Origin of the sequence: Neoaquamicrobium microcysteis, assembly GCF_008180155.1 — a bacterium.
Taxonomy (GTDB): Bacteria; Pseudomonadota; Alphaproteobacteria; order Rhizobiales; family Rhizobiaceae; genus Aerobium; species Aerobium microcysteis.
Map to the genome: position 1 here is coordinate 204,717 of NZ_VSZS01000062.1, position 23,175 is coordinate 227,891.

The 23,175-nt window shown below is 65.0% G+C and carries 21 protein-coding genes; 6 read left to right on the forward strand and 15 right to left on the reverse strand.

The annotated features are described in order from the left end of the window. Positions 1-218: 218 nt before the first annotated feature. On the reverse strand, positions 219-1,103 hold the full coding sequence (gene mmsB / locus FY036_RS11575) for a 3-hydroxyisobutyrate dehydrogenase (protein WP_148914884.1): 885 nt from the start codon (positions 1,101-1,103) through the stop codon (positions 219-221). A gap of 89 nt (positions 1,104-1,192) precedes the next feature. Further along, positions 1,193-2,359, reverse strand: a complete 1,167-nt coding sequence (locus FY036_RS11580) for an isobutyryl-CoA dehydrogenase (protein ID WP_148914885.1) — start codon at positions 2,357-2,359, stop codon at positions 1,193-1,195. A gap of 116 nt (positions 2,360-2,475) precedes the next feature. Between FY036_RS11580 and FY036_RS11585 the strand changes: the two genes are divergently transcribed. Beyond that, positions 2,476-3,957, forward strand: a complete 1,482-nt coding sequence (locus FY036_RS11585; protein ID WP_148914886.1) for a cobyric acid synthase — start codon at positions 2,476-2,478, stop codon at positions 3,955-3,957. A 5-nt stretch (positions 3,958-3,962) separates the two neighbouring features. Here the strand turns inward: FY036_RS11585 and FY036_RS11590 are convergent, their stop codons facing one another. From FY036_RS11590 to FY036_RS11605, 4 genes are all read right to left on the reverse strand, one after another. Next, entirely contained in the window at positions 3,963-4,352 is a 390-nt protein-coding gene (locus FY036_RS11590) for a cupin domain-containing protein (RefSeq protein WP_148914887.1), read from the reverse strand. Beyond that, the gene (locus FY036_RS11595; RefSeq protein ID WP_148914888.1) at positions 4,349-4,771 is read right to left on the reverse strand and encodes a VOC family protein; all 423 of its coding nucleotides are present in this window, start codon (positions 4,769-4,771) and stop codon (positions 4,349-4,351) included. The genes FY036_RS11590 and FY036_RS11595 overlap by 4 nt, the downstream gene beginning before the upstream one ends. Positions 4,772-4,837: 66 nt before the next feature. Then, complete coding sequence (locus FY036_RS11600; RefSeq protein WP_148914889.1) at positions 4,838-5,695, reverse strand: helix-turn-helix domain-containing protein; 858 nt, start codon at positions 5,693-5,695, stop codon at positions 4,838-4,840. A 39-nt stretch (positions 5,696-5,734) separates the two neighbouring features. Continuing rightward, positions 5,735-6,490: a TSUP family transporter gene (locus tag FY036_RS11605; RefSeq protein WP_148914890.1), complete on the reverse strand. Its 756-nt coding sequence runs from the start codon at positions 6,488-6,490 to the stop codon at positions 5,735-5,737. 104 nt (positions 6,491-6,594) lie between these two features. On the opposite strand from FY036_RS11605, the gene FY036_RS11610 reads away from it, so the two are divergent. Further along, positions 6,595-7,026, forward strand: coding sequence for a TerB family tellurite resistance protein (locus FY036_RS11610; protein WP_148914891.1), 432 nt, complete (start codon positions 6,595-6,597; stop codon positions 7,024-7,026). A gap of 1 nt (position 7,027) precedes the next feature. Here the strand turns inward: FY036_RS11610 and FY036_RS11615 are convergent, their stop codons facing one another. From FY036_RS11615 to FY036_RS11635, 5 genes are all read right to left on the reverse strand, one after another. Beyond that, positions 7,028-8,656, reverse strand: coding sequence for an ABC transporter ATP-binding protein (locus tag FY036_RS11615; protein WP_148914892.1), 1,629 nt, complete (start codon positions 8,654-8,656; stop codon positions 7,028-7,030). After that, positions 8,653-9,525, reverse strand: coding sequence for an ABC transporter permease (locus FY036_RS11620; RefSeq protein WP_148914893.1), 873 nt, complete (start codon positions 9,523-9,525; stop codon positions 8,653-8,655). The genes FY036_RS11615 and FY036_RS11620 overlap by 4 nt, the downstream gene beginning before the upstream one ends. Continuing rightward, complete coding sequence (locus tag FY036_RS11625) at positions 9,522-10,469, reverse strand: ABC transporter permease (protein WP_148914894.1); 948 nt, start codon at positions 10,467-10,469, stop codon at positions 9,522-9,524. The genes FY036_RS11620 and FY036_RS11625 overlap by 4 nt, the downstream gene beginning before the upstream one ends. 70 nt (positions 10,470-10,539) lie before the next feature. Then, positions 10,540-12,021, reverse strand: a complete 1,482-nt coding sequence (locus tag FY036_RS11630) for an ABC transporter substrate-binding protein (protein ID WP_148914895.1) — start codon at positions 12,019-12,021, stop codon at positions 10,540-10,542. Positions 12,022-12,171: 150 nt separating this feature from the next. Next, positions 12,172-13,452, reverse strand: coding sequence for an acetylornithine deacetylase/succinyl-diaminopimelate desuccinylase family protein (locus tag FY036_RS11635; protein ID WP_148914896.1), 1,281 nt, complete (start codon positions 13,450-13,452; stop codon positions 12,172-12,174). Positions 13,453-13,639: 187 nt separating this feature from the next. On the opposite strand from FY036_RS11635, the gene FY036_RS11640 reads away from it, so the two are divergent. The 4 genes from FY036_RS11640 (at position 13,640) to FY036_RS11655 (ending at position 18,689) form a co-directional block, all read left to right on the forward strand. Beyond that, positions 13,640-14,068: a L,D-transpeptidase gene (locus FY036_RS11640; RefSeq protein WP_148914897.1), complete on the forward strand. Its 429-nt coding sequence runs from the start codon at positions 13,640-13,642 to the stop codon at positions 14,066-14,068. A gap of 101 nt (positions 14,069-14,169) precedes the next feature. Continuing rightward, a complete protein-coding gene (locus FY036_RS11645) occupies positions 14,170-17,007 on the forward strand; it encodes a molybdopterin oxidoreductase family protein (protein WP_148914898.1) in 2,838 nt (945 codons plus the stop codon). Further along, on the forward strand, positions 17,004-17,762 hold the full coding sequence (locus FY036_RS11650; protein ID WP_148914899.1) for a 4Fe-4S dicluster domain-containing protein: 759 nt from the start codon (positions 17,004-17,006) through the stop codon (positions 17,760-17,762). Before FY036_RS11645 ends, FY036_RS11650 begins: the two co-directional genes overlap by 4 nt. A gap of 6 nt (positions 17,763-17,768) precedes the next feature. Continuing rightward, positions 17,769-18,689, forward strand: a complete 921-nt coding sequence (locus tag FY036_RS11655) for a dimethyl sulfoxide reductase anchor subunit family protein (RefSeq protein WP_148914900.1) — start codon at positions 17,769-17,771, stop codon at positions 18,687-18,689. A 1-nt stretch (position 18,690) separates the two neighbouring features. Here FY036_RS11655 and FY036_RS11660 read toward each other — a convergent pair whose 3' ends face one another. Genes FY036_RS11660 through FY036_RS11675 form a run of 4 tightly spaced genes read right to left on the reverse strand, consistent with a single transcriptional unit; the run spans position 18,691 to position 23,175 of the window. Beyond that, positions 18,691-19,635, reverse strand: a complete 945-nt coding sequence (locus tag FY036_RS11660; protein WP_148914901.1) for a lipid A biosynthesis lauroyl acyltransferase — start codon at positions 19,633-19,635, stop codon at positions 18,691-18,693. Continuing rightward, a complete protein-coding gene (locus FY036_RS11665; RefSeq protein ID WP_148914902.1) occupies positions 19,635-20,663 on the reverse strand; it encodes a zinc-binding dehydrogenase in 1,029 nt (342 codons plus the stop codon). The genes FY036_RS11660 and FY036_RS11665 overlap by 1 nt, the downstream gene beginning before the upstream one ends. A gap of 38 nt (positions 20,664-20,701) precedes the next feature. Then, a complete protein-coding gene (locus tag FY036_RS11670; RefSeq protein ID WP_148914903.1) occupies positions 20,702-21,976 on the reverse strand; it encodes a beta-ketoacyl-ACP synthase in 1,275 nt (424 codons plus the stop codon). Positions 21,977-21,990: 14 nt separating this feature from the next. Continuing rightward, on the reverse strand, positions 21,991-23,175 hold the full coding sequence (locus FY036_RS11675; RefSeq protein WP_148914904.1) for a beta-ketoacyl-ACP synthase: 1,185 nt from the start codon (positions 23,173-23,175) through the stop codon (positions 21,991-21,993).

The following is a 23,175-nucleotide window of genomic DNA, read 5'->3' on the forward strand; positions in this document are numbered from 1 at the left end:
GGTCTTGCCAAATATACGCATGGCGTTTCGCGAACTCGATACCTGCGAAACTAACAGCTCCGGTACGCAGTACCTGATCCGGAGCGGTGGGCGGCTGCGATGACCGCCTTGCAATGAGTTCTACAGGGACATCGTTACCGCGGAGTTATCGAGACCTTAAGCAAATCTAAATCCGGCGTTTTTTTGGGCAGCCGTGAGAGATTTCGCTCGGCCGCGACTTACGCTACGTCACCGCGCAGGAATTTGATGATGCCCGAAAAATCGGTGCCGCCGTGGCCCATAGCATTGAACAGCGCGTAGAGCTGGGTCGCTTCCGCGCCGAGCGGCGTCACCGCGCCGGCCGACTGCGCGGCCTCCTGCGCCAGCTTCAGATCCTTCAGCATCAGGGCTGCGGCGAAGCCGGGCTTGTAGTCGCGGTTGGCCGGCGAGGTGGGAACCGGCCCCGGCACCGGGCAGTAGGTCGTCAGCGACCAGCACTGGCCCGAAGAGGTGGATGCCACGTCGAACAGCGCCTGGTGCGACAGGCCCAGTTTCTCGGCCAGCACGAACGCCTCGCCGACGCCGATCATCGAGATGCCGAGGATCATGTTGTTGCAGATCTTGGCTGCCTGGCCTGCGCCCGCGTCGCCGCAATGGACGACCTTGCCGGCCATTGGCTGGAGGATCGGCTCGGCCTTGGCAAACGCCTCGCCGCTGCCGCCGGCCATGAAGGTCAGCGTGCCGGCTTCCGCTCCGCCCACGCCGCCCGACACGGGCGCGTCCACCGAGAGCATGCCGGCCGCCGCCGCGATCTCGTGCGCCTTGCGGGCGGAATCCACGTCGATGGTGGAGGAGTCGATGAACAGCGTGCCCTTTTCGGCGGCCGCCACGATATCCTCGTAGACCGCCAGCACATGCTTGCCGGCGGGCAGCATGGTGATGACGACACTCGCGCCCTTCACCGCTGCGGCAGCGCTGTCTGCCACCGCCACGCTGTTGCCCTGCGCGGCCTTGAGATTGTCAGGCACGAGATCGAAGCCATGGACCTCGTGGCCGGCCTTTACCAGATTGGCGGCCATGGGGTTGCCCATATTGCCGAGACCGATGAATGCGATGGTGGTCATGTGTTCCTCCGGAAGTGAAAGTCGGCGATGGGCATTCGGCAGTCGGCAATCGGGAGGTGCGCTCTCCCGACTGCCGACTGCCGATCTGCCTACCTGCCGATGAGATGCCGCGCGATAATTACCCGCATGATTTCGTTTGTGCCTTCGAGGATCTGATGCACGCGAAGGTCGCGTAACAGCTTTTCGACGCCATATTCGTGCAGGTAGCCATAGCCACCGTGGATTTGCAGTGCATCGTTCGCCACGTCGAAGCACGTATCGGTCACGAAGCGCTTGGCCATTGCAGACCATTTCGTGGCGTCGTGCGCCTTGCGGTCGAGCTTTGCCGCCGCCGCGTAGAGGAAAATGCGGGACGCGCTGATGGCGGTCTCCATGTCGGCCAGCTTGAACTGCAACGCCTGGAAGCGGTCGATCGACTGGCCGAAGGCCTGTCTCTCGCCGGCATAGGCCAGTGCCTTGTCGAGCGCGGCCTGCGCGCCGCCCAGCGAGCATGCGGCGATGTTGAGCCTGCCGCCGTCCAGTCCGGCCATGGCGATCCGGAACCCCGCGCCTTCGCCCGACAGAAGGTTCTCGGCGGGCACCCGGCAGTCCTCGAACACCACCTGCCGGGTCGGCTGCATGTGCCAGCCCATCTTGCTCTCGCTCGGCCCGAAGGAAAGCCCCGGCGCATCCTTCGGCACGACCAGCGTGGAGATGCCCTTGGGGCCTTCATCGCCGGTGCGCGCCATAACGACATACACGTCCGAATCGCCCGCGCCGGAGATGAACTGCTTTGCACCGTTGAGAACGTAGTGATCGCCATCCTTCACGGCTTTGGTCCGCAGCGCGGCGGCGTCCGAGCCCGAGCCCGGCTCCGTCAGGCAGTAGCTCGCCAGCCATTCCAGCGAGGTCAGCTTGGGCAGCAGCCGCTGGCGCTGCTCGTCATTGCCGAACGTGTCGATCATCCATGCCGACATGTTGTGGATCGAGATCATCGAGGAGAAGCCGGGGCAGGCCGCCGCCAGCGCCTCGAAGATCAGCACCGCATCCAGCCGCCCAAGTCCTGAACCGCCTACATCCTCCCTGATGTAGATGCCGCCGAAGCCCAGCGGCCCTGTTTCGCGGATCACGCTCAGCGGGAAGAAGCGCTCCTTGTCCCAGTCGAGGGCATAGGGGGCTACCCGCTCGGCGGCGAACGCCGCCGTCATTTCCTGAATGGCGCGCTGGTCCTCGTTCAGCTCGAACTGGCTCGCCGTCGCGTCGGTCGCCGCGTCCATGACATCCTCCCTGCGCATTCCGTAGACTTGACCGGCAATCTAGACCATTGCAGGGGCTGTGCAACGTTCGGGCCCGCAAAGGCGCTGTGCGTGAATACGATAACGGAGCGTGCGAAATGTCGAGCCCTGCCAAAGCCCGCGCGATCATGCTCCAGGGCACCGGCTCCGACGTGGGCAAGACGGTGCTGGTGGCCGGGCTGTGCCGCGTGGCGCGCAATCGCGGGCTGTCCGTTCGCCCCTTCAAGCCGCAGAACATGTCGAACAACGCGGCCGTCGCCGACATTCCCGGCGAGGCCATGGGCGGCGAGATCGGCCGCGCGCAATGGCTGCAGGCGCTTGCCTGCGGCGTGCCACCGACGGTCGATATGAATCCCGTGCTGCTCAAGCCGCAGAGCGATATCGGCGCGCAGGTGGTCGTGCAGGGCAGGATGCGCGGGCAGGCGGAGGCGCGCGACTACCAGACGCTGAAGGCGACGCTCATGGATGCCGTGATGGAGTCGTGGCAGCGGCTGGGGCAGGGCGCCGAGCTCGTCATTGTGGAGGGCGCGGGCTCGCCTGCCGAGATCAACCTGCGCTCGCGCGACATCGCCAATATGGGTTTCGCCACGCGCGCCGACGTGCCGGTGGTGCTGGTCGGCGACATAGATCGCGGAGGGGTGATCGCATCTGTCGCTGGCACGCACCTCATCCTGCCGGAAGAGGACCGGCGGATGATCGTCGGCTATCTCATAAACAAGTTTCGGGGCGATGTGAGCCTCTTCGACGAGGGGCTCGATGCCATCACCCTGTTCACGGGCTGGCGATCCTTCGGCGTCGTGCCTTGGCTGCGGGAGGCCGCTCTGCTGCCTTCCGAAGACTCCGTGGTTCTGGAGCGTGCGGTTAGGGGCGAGGGGCCGGCCTGCAAGGTGGCGGTGCCGATGCTGTCCCGGATCGCCAATTTCGACGACCTCGACCCGCTCAAGGCCGAATCCGAGGTTGAGGTTACTTTCGTCCCGCCCGGTCGAGCTATTGGGGATGATACCGCAATCGTGGTCATTCCGGGCTCGAAAGCCACCATTTCCGACCTCGCGATGCTGCGGGAAAATGGTTGGGACCGCGACATTAAGGCCGTGCGCCGGCGCGGCGGTCGCGTCGTCGGGCTGTGCGGCGGCTACCAGATGTTGGGGCGCACGGTCTCTGATCCGCATGGGATAGAGGGTGGCGGCACGGTCGAGGGGCTTGGCCTGCTGGATGTCGAGACCGTGCTCGAACCGGAAAAGACGGTGCGCAACGTGGCCGGGTTCTCCAACATGTATGAAGAAGAACTATCCGGCTACGAAATCCACCTCGGACGAACGACCGGTCCGGACACTTTGCGGCCGCCAGTCACCATCGATGGCGTGCCCGACGGCGCCGCCTCTCGCGACGGGCGGGTGTGGGGAACATACCTCCACGGCGTGTTTGCGGCAGACGGCTTTCGCCGCAGGTTCCTCGCCGAGCTGGGCGTTCGGGGGCAGGGCACGAACTACCGCGAAAGCATCGAAACCGCGCTGGACGCAATCGCCGCGCATCTGGAAAAGCACATTGATATCAACGCCCTGCTGGCTGCCGCGCGCTGAGGTTATCAGTTCTTGTCGTACCATTCGAGGATGGCCGGCATCTGCCTCTCGAAGCCGCCGGGGACGAAAACGTTCAGCAATCCGGCCTCGGCCCCGGTGCGATTGCGGAAATCGTGCATCACGCCGGCCGGGACGATCACGGTCGTTCCCGCCTGCGCATCGATCCATTGTTCTCCGACGAGCAGCGAAATCGTGCCTGAAAGGATGACGAAAACCTCGTCGTTCTCCTCGTGGAAATGCGGTCCGGGACCGTCTGCCCCGGCTTCCAGCCACCATTCCGATACGCAATAGGCGTCTGAAGTCTCCGGCCCATCGGCCTTAAAAACCGCCGTCATGCCCGGCATCGCGTAGCTGCGCCCGGTGCGGATCGGCAGGACGATGGGCGCTCGCTTCATTGCGCGCGGCCGGTCTTTGGCCAGTAGGTGCCGAAGCACCAGACGTTTCCTTCGGGGTCGCGACAGATAAATTCGCGGCTGCCATAGTCGCGCTCGGTCACGCCCTGTTCGATGGTAGCGCCGGCCTTCTGGGCGCGGGAAAACAGCGCGTCGACGTCTTCAACGGCGACGTAGAGCGACTTTCCACCCTGCTCGCCAGGCTTGCCGACCATGGCGGAATACTCGGTGTCGCGCGCTTGCCCGCACATGATGATGGATGAGCCGAAGGCTAGCTCGGCATGGCTGACCTGGCCCTCATCGTCTTCGTAGCGGGCGTGAACGGCGAAGCCGAAAGCTCCGACGAGCCAGTCGATCATCTTCGAGGCGTCGCGAAACTGGAAGGTCGCGAAAATGCGCGGCGGTTCTGAATGGGCTGGCATTGAAATCTCCTTGGCTGTCGAAGCACGCAGGATGCGCCGTTTGGATATCGCCGGCTTGAAGAAATGTTACCTCTGGGCGGAGGCCAGCCATTGCGAAGGCGTCGCGCCGGAAAATTCGCGAAACTCGCGGGTCAGATGCGCCTGATCGGCATAGCCGCAGGCGGCCGCCACGTCGGCCCATCCACTGTCGTCATCCGATGCGGCCATTGATTGCGCGCGCAAAAAGCGCGCGACACGCGCGACCGCCTTGGGCGGAAGGCCGACCTCGTCGCGGAAGCGGGATGCGAGATGCTTGCGGGTCCATTCGAGATCGGAAGCCAGCTTTGCCACGGGCACGCGCCCTCCGGTCGCGACGATGCGGTCGTAGGCCCATGCCACTGCTTCGGCAGGGGCCGGCGCGGCGCGCATCCTTTGGAGCAGGAAGGTCTCCGCGATTTCGAGGCGGCGATCCCAGTTCTCCTCGTTGCCTAGTTGTTGGCGCAGTCCATCGAGCGATCGATCGCCGAGCTGGTCCAGACGGATCATCCGTTCGCTCAGCTCGCTCATAGGCAGGCCGAAGAAGCGCCGCGCGCCGAGCGGCGTCAGCGTGTATTCAAGGCAAGAGCAGGCGCCGGCTGAGGCGATGTTGACGGGCGTAAGGCACAGGCCGGACGTGAAGCTGTGATAGCCGTCCTGCGCGGTCGGCGGCCTGCCCAGCGCGATCTCGAACGGGTCTGAAAAGCCGATCAGCAGCGGGACCACGAGCGAAGCGGTCTCGACCTGCCGTATCGGCCTGCCGGAGCTTTCGCGATAGAGCGCGATGTCGTTCACCAGCCCCTTCAGTTCGGCCGGCGGCGGCACCTTCAGCAGTGTGAAGGTATCGGTTTCGACGACCGCCGCGTCAGGACGGTTTGAAATGGCGCTGAGGTGCGGCTCGGCTCTCATGGGTGGAACAATAACCCACGCAAAACCACCGCGCGAGGCTCAATCGATCAGCAACCTTAGCGCCAGCGCAACGCAGGTGAAGACCAGAAGTGGCTTGATGAGTTTCGCGCCCTTCTTCATCGCCAGCGATGCTCCCAGCCGCGCGCCAAGAAAGCCGCACACGCCCATTAAGAGCCCGACTTGCCACGAGACCACGCCGGCAGCCGCGAAGAATGCGAAGCCGCCGAGGTTTGAAGCAAGGTTGAGAAGCTTGGTGTGGGCCGTCGCCTTGAGCACGCCGTAGCCCGCCAGCGCTACGAAGGCGAGCATGTAGAAGGACCCCGCGCCGGGGCCGAACAGCCCGTCGTAGAAACCGACGAGGGGCGGCACGACGAGACCGAAAAGGGAGGGTGTGATGCGCCGGGTGCGATCCAGATCGTCCATGTTCGGCTTGAAGGCGAAGTAGAGCGCAATGGCCACCAGCATGACCGGCAGGGCGGCGCGCAGCATCTCGGCCGGCAGGATGGTGGCGAGCGCCGCGCCGGCCACCGCGCCGAGAAAGGCGAGTCCGGCCGACGGTAGCTGCGCTCTCAGATCGACATGGCCCTTGGACGCGTAGGCCATGGTCGCGGACGCCGTTCCGAACAGGCCTTGCAGCTTGTTGGTGCCAAGCGCCTGCACGGGAGAGAAACCTGCTAGCATAAGCGCCGGGACGGTTATGAGCCCGCCGCCGCCGGCAATCGAATCGACGAAGCCCGCGAAGAATGCGGCGACCGCCAGCAGGAGCACGATTTCGATGGCGAGTTCTGAAAACATGGACGGACCGATGCGTGGGAACCGCGCTTCGACCACAGGCGCGTGCTATCCGCAAGCGCCATTTCGCGCTAGCCTTCGGCCAGAGAAGCAGGGAGTCGAAGTCGATGGCGCTGGAAGTTTTTTCGCGGATCAGGGAACTGTTCGAGGGCGACCCGGCCGTGCGCAAGGTGGCCGACGATCCGGCCCTGTCTGCTGAAATTCTGCTGTTGTTCCGCATGGTGCTGGCTGACGGCGCGGTGGAGCAGGCCGAGCTCGATACGCTCAAGCGCATCTGCGCGGAAGCGTTCGGCATCGGCGAGGACAGTTTCGGCGAGGTCATGCGCTACCTGCACGACTACGGCTACGAGACCACCACCTCGCAGGCGCTGGCGATCTTCCGTGGTTATCCGCGCGAACGGCGCGTGCAGCTTGCCCGTCATCTCGCTGAAATCGCCAAGGCCGATTCGGGCCTGCACCAGCACGAGGTGCGGCTTCTGGCACGCACGCTCGAGGTGCTGAAGCTCGACCCGCACGAGGTGTTGACGGGCAACGCCTGAGCTATCCCTGTTCGGCCAGTCTCTTCTGCAATGCGCGGTGGAGGTCCGGTGCGGCGGCGACGAGAGCCTTCGCGGCTTCGGATTGTGGATTATCGAGCACGTCGATCGTCTTTCCCGACTCGACGATGCGACCCTCGTGCATCACCATCACGTCGTCGGTGATGGCGCGCGCGACGGTGAGGTCATGCGTGATGAACAGGTATGCGACGCCCAGCTTGCCGTTCAACTCGGCGAAAAGGTCCAGCACCTGCGCGCGGATCGACACGTCCAGCGCCGAGACCGGCTCGTCGGCCACCACCAGCCTCGGGCGGGTGATGATGGCGCGGGCTATCGAGATGCGCTGGCGCTGTCCGCCCGAAAATTCGTGCGGGTACTTGTCCATGTCGCGCGGCTGCAGGCCCACCTCGTGAAGCGCGGCGGCCACCATCTCCCGGCGCTCGGCGGGACCGGGCTGCTTTTCCAGCAGGTGAAGCGGCTCGGCCACCAGGCGCTCGACCTTGTGGCGGGGGTTGAACGAGCCGTAGGGGTCCTGAAACACGACCTGTATGTCGCGCCGGTGCGGCTTCAGCTCGGTTTCGCTCATGGCGCTGACTTCGGCACCGTTGAGCCGGATCGCGCCCTGCGTCGGCCGGTCCAGCGCAAGGATCATGCGCGCCAGCGTGGACTTGCCGCAGCCCGAGCGGCCCACCAGCGCGACCGACTGGCTGGCGCGGATGGAAAAGGACACACCGTCCACCGCGCGGAAAGGCTCGGGCCTGGAGAACAGCGAGGTACGGCGGCCGGGATAGTGGCGCACCACGTTTTCGACCGAGAGGAGGGGTCGCGCGGCATCATCAGCCGACGGTGCATGCTTCTTGCGGTCCGGCACGTGCATGGAGGCCAGCGCCAGCTGGCGGGTATAGGGGTGCACCTGCGCCGACAGGGTGCGGGCGGTTTCGCCTTCCTCCATCACCTCGCCGTGGCGCATGATTGTGATGCGGTCGGCCATGTCGGCAACGACCGCGAGGTCGTGCGAAATCAGCAGCAGGCCCATCTTTTGCTCGTCGACGAGGTCACGCAGCAGTTCGAGGATCTGCTTCTGCAAGACGACATCGAGCGCGGTCGTGGGCTCGTCGGCGATCAGCAGCTTGGGCTTGAGCGCACAGGCGATGGCGATGACGACGCGCTGGCGCTGGCCACCGGACAGTTCGTGCGGAAAGCGGGATAGGGGGAACTTCGCCTCTGGAAGCCCGACGCGGTCGAGAATCTGCCGGGCGGTCTGCTCTGCGTCGGCGCGGTTTGCGCCGGCGTGCCAGCGTATGCCTTCGGCCACCTGCTCGCCGATGGTCTTGACCGGGTTGAGCGCCGTCATCGGCTCCTGAAAGACCATGCCGATGTCGTCGCCGCGCAGCCGGTTCATCGCCGCTTCCGGGGCGGCCAGGATATCGATGCCGTCGAACGTGACCCGCCCGGAGGTGCGGGCTGCGTCGGGGAGGAGCCGCATGATCGTCAGCGCCGTCATCGACTTGCCCGAACCGGATTCGCCGACGAGGCCCATCACCTCGCCCTCTGCGATGCTCAGGTCGATATCCCTGAGGATGGGCGTACCGCCGATCTCCAGACGCAGGTTTTCGATCTCGAGCAGGCTCATCTCTGCCGCCTCAATCGCGGGTCGAGCACATCGCGCAGGCCGTCGCCCAGAAGGTTGAGCCCCAGCACTGTGATAACGATTGCGAGGCCGGGGAAAATCGCCAGATGCGGGGCGACCATCATGCGCGTTTGGGCGTCGAACAGCATGCGGCCCCATGACGGCATGGGCGGCTGCGCGCCGAGGCCCAGATAGGAAAGGCCCGCTTCGGCGAGAATGCCGAGCGCGAACTGGATCGTGCCCTGCACGAGCAGGATCGAGGCGATGTTGGGCAGGATGTGCTCGATGGTGATGAGCGTCTTGCCCTTGCCGGCCGCGCGGGCGGCCAGAACGTATTCGCGCGGCCACAGCGACAGCGCGCCAGCGCGTGCCACGCGCGCGAAGACGGGGATGTTGAAGATGCCGATGGCGATTATGGCGTTGACCGCGCCGGGGCCGAAAATGGCAGTTATCATCACCGCCGAGAGCAGGGCCGGGAAGGCGAACACGACGTCGTTGAAACGCATCAGCGTCTCGTCAACCCAGCCGCCCCTTGCGGCGGCCCAGCAGCCCAGCGGCACGCCGATGCCCATGCCGACGGCCACGGCGACCACGGCGACAGCGATGGAGTTGCGCGCGCCGACCATGATCATGGACAGGATATCGCGGCCGAAATGATCGGTGCCGAACGGATGCTGGGCCGAAAGACCCTTCATACGGTCAGCGACGATCAGATGGGTGACGTCGTAGGGTGTCCAGACGTAGGAGACGAGCGCCATCGCAGCGACGAGAGCCGTGATGACGAAGCCGATCATGAAGGACCGGTTGGCGAAGGCGAGCCGAAGGGTGGAGCGCCAGCCCGGCTGTTCGAGGTGCAGAGGCGCGTCGGTCATGCGCTGACCCTCAACCGCGGATCGACCACCGCATAGAGGATGTCGACGACGAGGTTGACGACGACGACGCTGGCAACCAGCAGCATGATGACGCCTTCGACGACGATGAGATCGCGCTGCGTGATCGCCTGAAACACGAGGCGGCCGAGGCCGGGCAGGTAGAACACGTTCTCGATGATGATGGTGCCAGCCAGCAGGAAGGCGAACTGCAGCCCCATGATGGTGAGAACCGGGATCATTGCGTTGCGCAGCGCATGGCGCCACAGCACGTAGCGGCGCGGCATGCCCTTGGCGCGGGCGGTGCGGATATAGTCTTCTCCCAGCACCTCAAGCATCGCCGATCGCGTAACGCGGGCGAGGATGGCGGCCTGCGGCAGGGCCAGCGCTATGGCGGGAAGGATAAGCGCCTTGAGGCCGGGCCACACGCCCGCGCCCCAGCCGGGGAACCCGCCCGACGGCAGAAGGCGGAGCCAGACCGCGAAGACATAGACCAGCAGCAGCGCGAACCAGAAATTGGGAATGGCGACGCCGACCTGCGCAACGCCCATCGACACGGTGTCGCCCATCCGGCCGCGTCGCGCGGCAGCGAAGATGCCGACCGGAATGGCAATGGCGGTGGAGAGGATGAGCGAGATGATGGCCAGCGGCAGGGAGACGACGACGCGCTCGGCGATGAGGTCGATGACGGGGGAGGAATAGGTGAAGGAGCGGCCGAAATCGCCCACCAGCATGCCGCCTATCCAGCTGAAGTAGCGCACCAGCACCGGGTCGTTCAGCCCCATCTGCTCGCGCATGGAGGCCAGCGCCTCAGGCGTCGCGTTCATGCCGAGCATGAGGAGCGCGGGGTCGCCCGGCAGGATCTCCAGCACGAAGAACACTACGGCCGAGGCCACGAGCAACGTGACCAGGCCGATACCGAGGCGTTTGGATAGGAATGCGATCATGCGATGGCTGGGCGGAATGAAACCGCCCCGAAAGCGCAAACGCTTTCGGGGCGACGGGTTTCCCTGTCTTCTACTCGGTCCAATGGACCTTGGTCAGGTCGGCGACGGAGAGCGGCCAGTTCTCCCACATGCCTTCAAGCTTGGCATCCCAGACACCGATCTTGGGCAACTGGAAGAGGAAGCCGACGGCGGCGTCCTGAGCGAGGATCGTCTGAGCCTTGCCATAGAGCTCGTTGCGCTTGGCCTCGTCGGTCGTGACTTCCAGCTCTTCCATCACCGCGTTGAACTCGGGATTTTCGTACTGGAAGTAGTAGTCGGGCCGGGCGTAGATGCCGATGTCCATCGGCTCGACATGCGAGACGATCGAAAGATCGTAGTTCTTGTCGGTGAAGACCTGGCTCAGCCAGTCGGCCCATTCAAGCGGAATGATCTCGAGGTTGATACCGACCTGGCGCAGCTGCGAGGCGATGATCTGGCCGCCATCACGCGCGTAGCTGGGGGGCGGCAGCTTGAGCGTCGCCGAGAAGCCATCGGGAAGGCCTGCCTGCGCCAGAAGCTCCTTCGCCTTCTCCGGGTCGTACGGATAGGTGCCCGTCAGGTCGATATAGGCGGGGTGGTGCGGCGCGAAATGCGAGCCGATCGGCACGCCGAGGCCGGGCGGCACACCCTGGATGATCTCTTCGCGGTTGAGCGCGTGGGCGATGGCCTGGCGCACCTCGAGCTTGTCGAAGGGCTCCTTCTTGTTGTTGGTCGAAAGAACCGTCTCGCCCTCGGTCGAGCCGATGACCACCTTGAAGCGCGGGTCGCTCTCGATCTGCGGCAGCGCGTCGCCGACCGGCATGTTTGAGAAGGCGTGCACGTCGCCCGACAGGAGCGCCGGGATGGCGGCCGCGGAGTCGGGAATGATGCGGAACTCGGCGCGGTCGAGCGCGACTTCCTCGCCCCAGTAGTCCGGGTTCTTCACCAGCGTGATGGACGAGCCCTTCGCCCAGTTGTCGAACTTGAAGGGGCCGGTGCCGATCGGCCGTTCCTTGTTGCCGTCGGCGGAGGCGGGCGACACGATTGCCGCTTCGCCCCAGCCCATGTTCCACAGGAACGCACCCTGCGGGTGCTTGAGGTTGACAACGACCGTGGCCGAATCGACGACTTCAACGCTCTGGATGGCCGAATAGAGCCCTTTTTGCGGGTTGACCGAATCCTCGGCCATCGCGCGGTCGATGGAGAATTTCACGTCTTCGGCGCTGAAATCTGCGCCGTCGTGGAATTTAACGCCGGTGTGCAGCTTGAAGGTGTAGACCTTTCCGTCGTCGGAAATTTCCCAGCTCTCGGCCAGGCCCGGCTGCACCGAGCCGTCCGGTCCGATGCGGGTCAGGCCCTCGAAGACGTTGGCGTAGCCGACTTCCTTGATGGCGGCGGCGGCGCCTGCGGTGGGATCGAGATGCGGCGGTTCGAGCACCATACCGATGACCACGTCGGTGCGCTGAGCCATTGCCGCGGTCGAGGTCGCAAGCGCGAGCGCCGTCGCCACGAGGACGGATTTCAGAAGTTTCATGACTATCTCCCGGTACGGAACTGAACCCCAGCGATCAAAGCGCGAAACGGGCGGGGAGTAAATCGGCTTTGTTGCGCTGCAGCGCATCAAGAGCGATGGGGTTTTCATGTTTGTTTGCTGCAACAGAAAAATCTGCCGATCCCGTGTGCGTCAGCTACGGCCCGCGCCACGCAGCAACACGTCGAGGCCGATGGCCATCACCTTGGCCGATTCGACCATGTCGTCGATGCCGACCCATTCGTCGGGCCGGTGGGCGAGGTCGAGTATGCCCGGCCCGTAGGCTATGCAGTCGAACAGGTGGCCGATGCGCGCGACGTGCTTCTGGTCGTAGGTGCCGGGCGAGATGACGTAGTCGGGTTCCTTGCCGAATATCTCGCGGATTCCTTCGGCAACGGCGGTGACGACCGGCGCGTCGCGGTCGGTCATGTTCGGCTGCACCTCAAAGAGGTCGTTGATGGAGTAGTCGAATTTCGGCCGCTCGCTCTTGAGCCGATCGAGGATCGAGGTCACCTCGGCCTTCACGTCGTCTATCGACTCTTCGAGCAGGAAGCGGCGGTCGATCACGGTGCGGCACGAATCGGGCACGTTCGGAGCGGGCAGGCCGGGCCGGAAATCTTCCGTCTGGCCGCCATGGATCGAATTGATGTTCATGGTCGAACGCCGCGCGCCTTCCGGCACGACCGGCATCTTCGTCTGCTTGCGGTCGAGCGCCGGGAACAGCTCGTCCTCGAAAGCCGCCAGCACCGCGCTCATGTGGCGGATCGCCGAATCGCCGAGAAACGGCATCGACCCGTGCGCTATCGAGCCGCGCGTCTCGATCTCGGCCCACCAGACACCGCGATGCCCGAGGCAGATGCGGTCCTTGTTGAGCGGCTCAGGAATGATCACGTGATCCACGCGCGGCTTGGAGAAATAGCCCTTCTCGGCCAGATAGGCGACGCCACCATAGCCACCCGATTCTTCGTCCACGGTGCCGGAAATCTCGATGGCGCCCGGAAAGTCCGGGAAGACGGCCATGAACGCCTCTACCGCGATGATCGACGCAGCGAGGCCGCCTTTCATGTCGCAAGCGCCACGCCCGTAGACCCGGCCGTCTTTTACCGTCCCGGCGAACGGATCGACGGTCCAGCCATCGCCAGCCTCGACAACGTCGATATGCGAATTGAAGTGGACCGTCGGGCCGGGGCTGCGTCCGTCGAAGCGGGCTGTCACGTTGGTACGCGGATAGCGGTCGGTGTCGCCGGGCGTGCCCACGCCGCGGACATACTCGACGCCGAAGCCACTCTTCTTGAGCCTGTCGCCGATATATTCCGCGCAGGGCGTGTAGGCCTCGCCCGGCGGGTTGATCGTCGGGAAACGGATGAGGTCTGCGGTCAGCGCGACGAGGTCGTCGCGGCGGTCGTCGATGGCACGGAACAGTTTTTCTTTCATGCCGCTATTGAGCAGGCGCAAGCGGGCTCTGGCAAGCGGCCCGCTTTGGGCCAGCAGAGACCCATCACATGGTCTTGATTGCGCTAGCCGGTCAGCGGCGAAACTTTGTTAGGAAATCCCGGAGAAACTTGTCGCCGCCACGCATCGGTGTGGCAGTGTTTCGAGTGGGGAAGTCGGGGTCTGCGGAATGAAAAAGCTTGTTTGCTGGTTTGCAGCGGCAGCGATGCTGCTTATGGGCGGGGTGAGCGCAAAGGCATCGACCCTGATTGCGCGGGTGGACGTTGCTGCGCAGAAGATGGTCGTGACGCACTACGGCAAGGTGCTGTACGAATGGCCGGTATCGACCGCACGCCAAGGGTTCACCACTCCCCGCGGCGAGTTCCGCCCCTATCGCGTACATAAATTGTGGCTGTCCCGCACCTACGACAACGCGCCCATGCCCTATGCCGTCTTCTATGACCGCGGGTGGGCCGTGCACGGTACCGATGCCGTGAGCCGGTTGGGGTCGCCCGCCTCGCACGGATGCGTCCGGCTGGCCACGCCCAATGCGCAGACCTTCTACACGCTGGTACGGCAGGTGGGTGCGGGCAACACGCGGATAATCGTCGAAAACTGACAGTCGGCTGGCCGCGAAAATATTCCACGCCATATCGCGTTTGTGGCATTTCAATCCCACGCCGTCTTGCATAGACCTGTCTGCGCAAGGAGCATACAGCGATGGCGCAGCATCGGGTCGAGCTTTCCCAGCCGGTTTCGGACGAGGTCCGCAAGACGACCTGCTACATGTGCGCGTGCCGTTGCGGCATCGACGTTCATCTCAAGGACGGCAAGATCCGCTATATCGAGGGTAACCGCGACCACCCGGTCAATCGCGGCGTGCTCTGCGCCAAGGGCTCGGCCGGCATCATGCAGCATTATGCGCCGGCTCGCCTTGATTCACCGATGCTGCGCACGGGGCCGCGCGGCTCAGGCGAGTTTCGCAAGATTTCCTGGGACGAGGCGCTGGCGCTTGCCACCGAATGGATGGGCGAGGTGCGGACGCGCGACCCGAAAAAGCTCGCCTTCTTCACCGGGCGCGACCAGTCGCAATCGCTGACCAGCTTCTGGGCGCAGCAATTCGGCACGCCGAACTACGCTGCGCATGGCGGCTTCTGCTCGGTCAACATGGCTGCCGCCGGCATCATGACGATCGGCGGAGCCTTCTGGGAGTTCGGCGCGCCGGACTGGGACCGCACAAAGCTGTTCGTCATGTTCGGCGTGGCGGAAGACCACGATTCGAACCCGATCAAGATAGGTATCTCGAAGCTGAAGAAGCGCGGTGCGCGGTTCGTCTCGGTCAATCCGGTTCGCACCGGCTATTCGGCGGTGGCGAACAACTGGATCGGGGTCCGGCCGGGCACGGACGGCCTTCTGATCCTCGCGATCGTGCATGAACTGCTCAAGGCGCGGCGCATCGATGTCGATTATCTCGTGCGCTATTCGAACGCGCCCTGGCTGGTGATCGATGCGCCCGGCACCGCGGAGCATGGGCTGTTTGCCCGCGATGCCGACGGCAAGCCATTGATCTTCGAGACGGTGACGGAGCGCGCCGTGCCGGCGCACACGAAAGGCGCGCGGCCCGCGCTGTCCGGGCGGTTTCGAATGGCGGACGGACGCCCGGTCGTGCCGTCTTTTCAATTGCTTGCCGACGAGTATCTCGACCCGAAACACGCACCGGAGGCGGTGGCCGACGAGATCGGCATTGATGTTCAGGTCATTCGCGGGCTTGCGGCCGAGATCGGGCGCGTCGCCTTCGATGAGGCGATCGAAATCGACCAACCATGGACGGATGTGCATGGCGAGCGGCACCAGTCCTTCGTCGGGCGGCCGGTATCGTTCCATGCCATGCGTGGCATCTCCGCCCATTCCAACGGCTTCCAGACGGCCCGCGCGCTGCACATGCTGCAGGTGCTGATCGGGGCAATCGATTGTCCCGGCGGCTTCCGCTACGAGCCGCCATATCCAAAGCCGCTGCACGCCCATCCGCGCCCGCACGGCAAGGCCGAACATTTCGGCTCGAACCAGCCTCTGGCCGGACCGCATTTGGGCTTCCCGCTGGGACCGGAAGACCTGCTGATCGACGGCGAGGGAAGGCCTGCGCGCATCGATAAGGCGTTTTCCTGGGAAGCGCCGGTCTCCGCGCACGGACTGATGCACATGGTGATCGCCAATGCGCATGCGGGCGATCCTTATCCGGTGGATTTGCTGTTCCTCTACATGGCGAACATGGCTTGGAACTCGTCGATGAACACGGCGGGCACCATCCGGATGCTGGAGGCCAAGGACGAGGAAACGGGCGATTACCGTATCCCGAAGATCATCTATTCCGACGCCTATTCTTCGGAAATGGTCGCCTATGCTGACCTCGTTCTGCCGGACACGACCTATCTGGAGCGGCACGACTGTATTTCGTTGCTGGATCGCCCGATATCCGAGCCGGATTCGGTCAACGACGCGATCCGCTGGCCCGTGGTGGAGCCGGACCGCGAGGTGCGCGGCTTCCAGAGCGTACTGCTCGATCTGGGCGCGAGACTGGGCCTGTCGGGCTTCGTCGACCATCGAGGCAAGCCGCTTTACGCAGACTATGCGGACTACATCGTGCGCCACGAGCGCAGGCCGGGCATCGGGCCGCTGGCGGGCTTTCGCGGCGCGGAAGGCGACAAGACGGGCAGGGGGGCCGCCAACCCGGACCAGTTGCGCCGCTATATCGAAAATGGCTCCTTCTTCTCGGTCCACATCCCCGAGGAAGCGCTGTTCTTCAAGCACGCCAATGCCGCCTATCAGGATTTCGCGGTGAAGATGGGCTTCTTCGACAAACCACAGCCGGTGACGTTCCAGCTCTACTCCGAGGAGCTGCAGAAGTTCCGCCTGTCGGCCGAAGGGCTGCGCGAGCCGGCCGCGCTGGACATTCATCGCGAGCGCATACTTGCCGCCTTCACGCCGCTGCCGCTCTGGTATCAGCCTCTGGAGGAGGGGGCAGTGGACGATGGCGAGTTCCCCTACCACGCGATCACGCAACGGCCGATGGCGATGTACCACTCATGGGGCTCGATGAACGCATGGCTGCGGCAGATCCATACGAAGAACCGGCTCTACGTGCCGGGCGAGATTTGCGACGAGCATGGGTTGGTCGACGACGACTGGGTGTGGCTGACCTCGCATCACGGCAGGATCAAGGTGCAGATTGCGCGATCGGCTACCGCCAATCGCGATACGATCTGGACATGGAATGCGATCGGCAAGCGCGGCGGGGCGTGGGCGCTCGACAAGGATTCGCCCGAGGCCACCAAGGGATTCCTGCTCAACCATCTGATCCATGAACTGCTGCCGCCGAAGGGCGACGGCATGCGCTGGTCGAACTCCGACCCCGTGACGGGGCAGGCGGCCTGGTACGATCTGCGCGTGCGTATCGAGAAGGCGGAGCCCGGCGAGGTCAGCGAACCGCATTTCGCGGCACAGACGGCCGACAAAGACGTGCCGGCGGAGCTTCGCTACGGGCAGGAGTGGGCGAAGTGACCTGCCTTCCGTCCAACCCGACCCCAAAGAAGCTCGGCCTCGTCATCGACCTCGACGTGTGCGTCGGCTGCCACGCCTGCGTCGTTTCCTGCAAGGAATGGAACACGGGCGGCTACGGCGCCGCGCTGTCGGACCAGGATCCCTATGGGGCCGACGTGTCAGGCACGTTCCTCAACCGCATCCATTCGTTCGAGGTGCTGCCCGAAGGCGGCGAAGTGGCCGCAGAGCGGGGCGAGGCGCGGCTGATCCACTTTCCAAAGTCGTGCCTGCACTGCGAGGATGCGCCTTGCGTGACTGTGTGTCCGACCGGCGCCTCCTACAAGCGTGCCGATGACGGCATCGTGCTGGTGGACGAGGACATGTGCATCGGCTGCGGCCTGTGCGCCTGGGCGTGCCCCTATGGCGCCCGCGAGATGGACCTTGCGGCCGGCGTGATGAAGAAGTGCACGCTGTGCATCGACCGCATCTATAACGAGACTATCGAAGAGGTGGACCGGGTGCCTTCCTGCGTGCGGACCTGCCCGACCAACGCCCGGCACTTCGGCGATCTCGCCGATCCGAACTCGGCGGTGTCGATCATGGTCGCGGAGCGGGGTGGCATGGACCTCATGCCGGAGCAGGGCACGAAGCCCGTCAACAAATACCTGCCGCCGAGGCCGCGCCTGCCGCTGGCGGCAGCGGCCGCCGGAAGGGAAGACACGTCCGGCGCAACCGGGTTCTTCGCCTGGCTCGACGGCATGCTCGACCGGATCTGACCTTCCATGCATCCCGCGCTTTCGATCATCGTGTTTACGACCGCCTCGGGCCTCGGCTACGGGCTGGCGGCCGCTCTCGGGCTGGGGCTCCTGAACCCGGCGCTTGTCTCGACCAAACTGGCGCACTTCGTGGCGCTGGCGCTGATCGGCGGCGGGCTTCTGTCGTCCACGCTACATCTGGGCAACCCCCAGCGGGCGTGGCGGGCGCTTTCGCAATGGCGTTCGAGCTGGCTGTCGCGTGAAGGGGTTATGGCCATCGTCACCTTCGTGCCGCTTTGCATCTCGGCCTATGCCGCCATCTTCCATTCCAGATATCTGCTTCTGCCGGGTCTTCTGGGCGTCGCCGGGGCAGGGGTGACGGTCTATTGCACTTCGATGATCTATGCCTCGCTGAAATCCGTGCAGGCATGGCATACGCCGCTGACACCGCTCTGCTACCTGCTGTTTGCGGGTGCCGGCGGCAGCCTGCTCGGCCTGCTGTTTGCTGCGGCGGGCGGCGGCGATACACCGATCCTCGCGCTGCTGTCGATCGCCTTTCTGGGAGCAGCGTGGACGGCGAAGCTTGCCTGGCGGCGCAACATGGAAAATATGGACCCGTTGTCGACGCCTGAGAGCGCTACAGGCCTCGGAAATCTCGGCCGCGTGCGGTTGTTCGAGCGTCCGCACATCAACGACAACTACCTCACCAGCGAAATGGGGTTTCGCGTCGCCCGCAAGCATGCCGACAAGCTGGCGAAGATAAGCCTGATCGCGGGCGGGATCGTGCCCGCGGTTCTCGTCCTTGGGGTGCTCGCGTCAGGGGCATCCGGCCTTGGCGTCGCGCTTGCCGCGCTGGCGGTCCTGTCCCATGCAGTCGGCATGTTGACCGAGCGCTGGCTGTTCTTCGCCGAAGCGCGCCACGCGGTGATGAACTACTACGGCGGGTAGCTCAGCCCATCTTCCAGCGCTTGTGGAACCACATCCACTGGCCGGGATGCTCGCGCACCCAGCCTTCGACGGTGTCGTTGAGAAGCTGGCTGGTGGCGGGCACGTCGATTGCGCCCTTTTCTGTGCGCGGCAGCTCAAGCTTTTCCGAAATCTCCAGCCGAAAGCGGTTGCCGGGCAGGCGGATGGCGCGGGCGGGATAGACGTCGCACTCGTATTGCCGCGCCAGCTTGGCAACAAGCGGGCTGGTGGTGCAGGCCCGGCCGAAGAACCTGGTGGGCACGCCCTTGTGGAATTTCTGGTCGACCAGAACCCCGATATTGCCGCCGCGCTCGAGAATGCGGGCAAGGCCGAAGGCTGCGCCCGCACGCGACGCGATCAGCTCGCCCATCGCCTCGGCACGGGTGGAGAAGATGTACTTCGCGATGTACGGATTGTTCGGCGCGCGAAAAAGCGCGGTCACCGGCAGGTCGTAGGAGGCAGCGGCCACCGGCAGAAGCTCGAAATTGCCGGTGTGGGCGGTGAAGAAGATGTGCGGCTTCCCGCTGGCGCGGACACGCGCGAAGATTTCCTCGCCGTCGACTTCGACGCGGCCGGGCGTGTCGGAGCCGGGCACGAAATCGAAGAGCTGGTCGAGGAAGATGTATTCACCCGCCAGCCGCGCCATGTTGCCCCACATGTCGGAGGCGATGGCCTGCAGCTCGGCTTCGCTCTTGTCGGGGTAGGCGTGGCGCAGATTGTCCATCGCGACGCGATGGCGGCCGAACCAGGGGCCGATGCGGCGCGCCGTGCGGTCGGCAAAGGCCAGCGCGCGATCGGGCGGCAGGCGGCGCAGCAGCCACAGGACAGCCATGGCGAGTTGCGCCACGATCCAGTATTCCGCCTGCTTCAGCAGCCGAAGGGTTCTGGCAACGAGCGGCCTGAGGATCGGCACGCGGCCTTCGCTCATCAGTCGACCCGCAGGATGATCTTGCCGAAAACGTCGCGGCCTTCCATGCGCTCCAGCGCGCGGCCGATGTCGTCGAAGCGGACCTCGGTATCGATGACCGGGCGGACGATGCCGGCTGCCATCTTCTGCATGGCGTTTTCCATGTTCTCCATCCGGCAGCCGAAGGAGCCGAGGATTTTCAGCTGCTGCTGGAAAAGCTGCATCAGGTTCATCGAGGTGGACACGCCGGACGTGGAGCCGCAGGTGACCAGCCGCGCGCCGCGCTTCATGCACAGCATCGAGCCGGCCCACGTGTCGGCGCCGACATGCTCGAAAACAACGTCCACGCCCTTCTTCTTCGTCAGCTTGCGCACGACGCCCTCGAAGCGGTCCTCGCGATAGTTGATGACATGGTCCGCGCCGAGCGCCTTGGCCTTCTCGATCTTGTCGTCGGACCCAACGGTGGTGATGACCGTGCAACCCATGCGCTTTGCAAGCTGGATCGCGGCGGAACCAATGCCGGAACCGCCAGCATGGACGAGGATCGTCTCGCCCGGCTGGAGCTTCGCGTTGTCGAACAGCATGTGCTCGACCGTGCCGAAGGTGACGGGAGCGACCGCCGAGCCGATCTCGTCAACGCCGGGAGGGGCGGGGACAAGCAAGCGGGCCGGCAAGTTCACCAGTTCCTGCGCGAAGCCGTCGAGATGGAAGCCGTGGACGCCGCCGACATGCTCGCAAAGATTATCGCGCTTTTCCTTGCAGGCTTTGCAAAGACCGCAGGTCCGCGCGCCATAGATGGAGACCAGCTGTCCGGGCAACAGGCCAGATACGCCGTCGCCGACCGTCTCGACGAAGCCCGAGGCTTCCGCGCCGACCACCAGCGGCATCTTGCGCTTGGCGAACGCCATGCCGCGCCAGCCCCAAACGTCGATGTGGTTCAGTGCGACCGCGCCGATCCGCACCGTGACTTCGCCGAGGCCGGGAGCGGGAGGAGGGGGCAGATCGACGGTTTCGAGACGCCGATCCTCGACGAGTTGCAGTGCGCGCATGGGAAAATCCGCTGTTGGCTGGCGTTTGGGGAAGCGGACTAGACCGGTTCACGCGCCATGACAAGGCAGGTGTTCTGCCCGCCGAAGCCGAAGGAGTTGGAAAGCACCGTCGAAACCTGCGCATCCCGCTTCACGCCCGGCACCACGTCCAGCTCGATCGCCGGGTCGGGATTGTCGTAGTTGATCGTCGGCGGAATGACGCCCTCGGCCATGGTAAGGATCGAGAAGACGGCCTCGACCGCACCGGCGGCCGACAGGGTATGGCCGATCATCGACTTGTTGGAGGAGATCGGGATCGTCTTCATACGCTCTCCGAAGACGGTAGAGAGCGACAGATGCTCCATCTTGTCGTTTTCGGGGGTCGAGGTGCCGTGGGCGTTGACGTATTCGATCTCGTCCTCGCGCATGCCGGCATCGGCCAGCGCCGCCTTGACCGCCGCGATGGCGGGCGAGCCGTCGGGTTTGGAGCGGGTGCGGTGGAAATCGTCGGCCTTTTCGCCGCAGCCGCGCACGATGCCCAGCACGTTGGCGCCGCGGGCAAGGGCGCTTTCGAGCGATTCCAGCACTAGGGCGGCGGACCCTTCGGCCAGCACGAAACCGTCGCGATCCTTGGAGAATGGCTTGGACGCTTTCTCGGGACGCTCGTTCTGCGTGGAAAGTGCGGACAGAAGCGAGAAACGGATCAGCGCCTCGGCCGTGGCAGAGCCGTCCGCGCCGATGGAGAGCGCACGGTCGGCCTCGCCGCGCTGGATGGCTTCGACGCCGAGCTGGATCGCGGTCGCACCGGAAGCACACGCGGTGGAAAGCGTGATCGGCAGGCCGCGGGTTCCGAACCGATCGGCTAATCGGTCTGCGATCGCACCGAACTGCGAGGCCTCAAACGTCTCCTGGCGAAGCTGCTCGCGAGCGGCTGCCAGCAGACGCTCGTAGATCGGCAGGTCGAGGTTTGCCGCGTCGTAGAGTGCCAGGCGCTCATGCCAGTCGAGCTCGACCGGCGGGGAGGCGAGGAAGAGCGGGCCCGCGAAATCGCCGACGCCGAGGCCGGAAGCCGACACCGCCTCAAGTGCGGAGATTTCGGCAAGCTCGTAGGTAAGCGCGCTTGCGCCCTTGTCGCTCGATTCCAGAAAATCGACGGTTCCCGAGATGGTGGTGTTCAGATGCTCGGTCGGGAAACGGGTGATCGGATGGATGCCCGAACGCCCGGCCGTGAGGGCGGCCCAGTTGTCGGTAATCCCCTGGCCGAGTGAGGTGACGACGCCGACGCCGGTAACGGCGACGACCGGCCTGCCCAGATGATCGGTGGTCCTGGCCATCTTCACCGCTCCCTTCACGCGGCCACGACGAGGGCAGCACCCTCGAAGCGGCGATAGCCGATGGTGGTTGCAACGACGCTACGGGGAGCGCCTTCGGCTGCGGTCTCGTTCTCGGCATCGAAGGCGGGATAGTGCGCGCCATGACGGATCGCCAGTGCCGCCAGCGCGATCGCGAACGGGAACTGCGCTTCCTTGAGATGCCCTGTCAGCGTCGAGAACCCACGAACCGCATAGTCACCCGCCGACGCAAGCGCGGCACGTTCGGCTCCGGTCGCCGAATGAGCGCCGGAAGCGCCCGAGATGGCCATGAGGGGCTCATCAGGCGCGCCGAGAACCCGCAGCAGGCCCGAAACGGCCTCTGGCAGATTGCCTTCGTCGCGGCGCGCGCGCCCGGAAGCGACGGCCTTGATGGCGGCATATGGCTTGTGGCCGCGCGCTTCGGCATGTTCGCGCGATTCCAGCACGAGGAATGCCGCGCCCGAACCGGAGATGACGCCGCCGCCGTCGTTTGCCGCGCGCTGCCACACAGGCTTCCAGCGTTTGCGATGCAGGAAGCCGCCGAGTTCGTATCCGAGCAGCATGTCGGGATGTTCGGTCTGGAATGCGCCGCCGACGAGCACGTGGCTCGACTGGCCCGAACGAATGCGCGCCGCAGCGGTCTCTATGGCCGAAATGCCGGCACCTTCCTCGCCCATGAATGTGCGCGATGAACCGGTGACCTTGTGGACGATGGAGATGTTGCCGGCGAGCAGGTTGGAAAGCTGCGCCAGAAACAGCGTCGGGCGCAGTTCGGTCGTCAGCTTCTCGTTGAGCAGCAGGTCGCGATCGTTGCGGGTGCGGGCGGCGTCGAGGATCGCCTGATCCACGTTGACGTCGCGTTCCCCGCCGCCTGCCGCAACAACCATGTCCATGGTCGCCAGCAGCGCCTCGTCCTTGGCGCCAGCGTCGTCCAGCGCCACGCCGGCCGCATAGGTGCCCAGCCGCTGCCAGGTTTCCATCTGGCGCTGGTCGCCGCGCTTGGCGATCTGCAGGCCCCAGTCGATCTCCGGGAGAGGGTGGATCGTATACGGGTCGAACCGCTCTGCGTCGAGCACGGGAGCCGCGCCCGGTGCGCTGAGCGCCTGCCAGTGCCGCTCGGCCCCTTCGCCAAGCGAGGAGACGAGCCCCAGTCCGGTAATGACGACGTCGCGTGCGCTCAT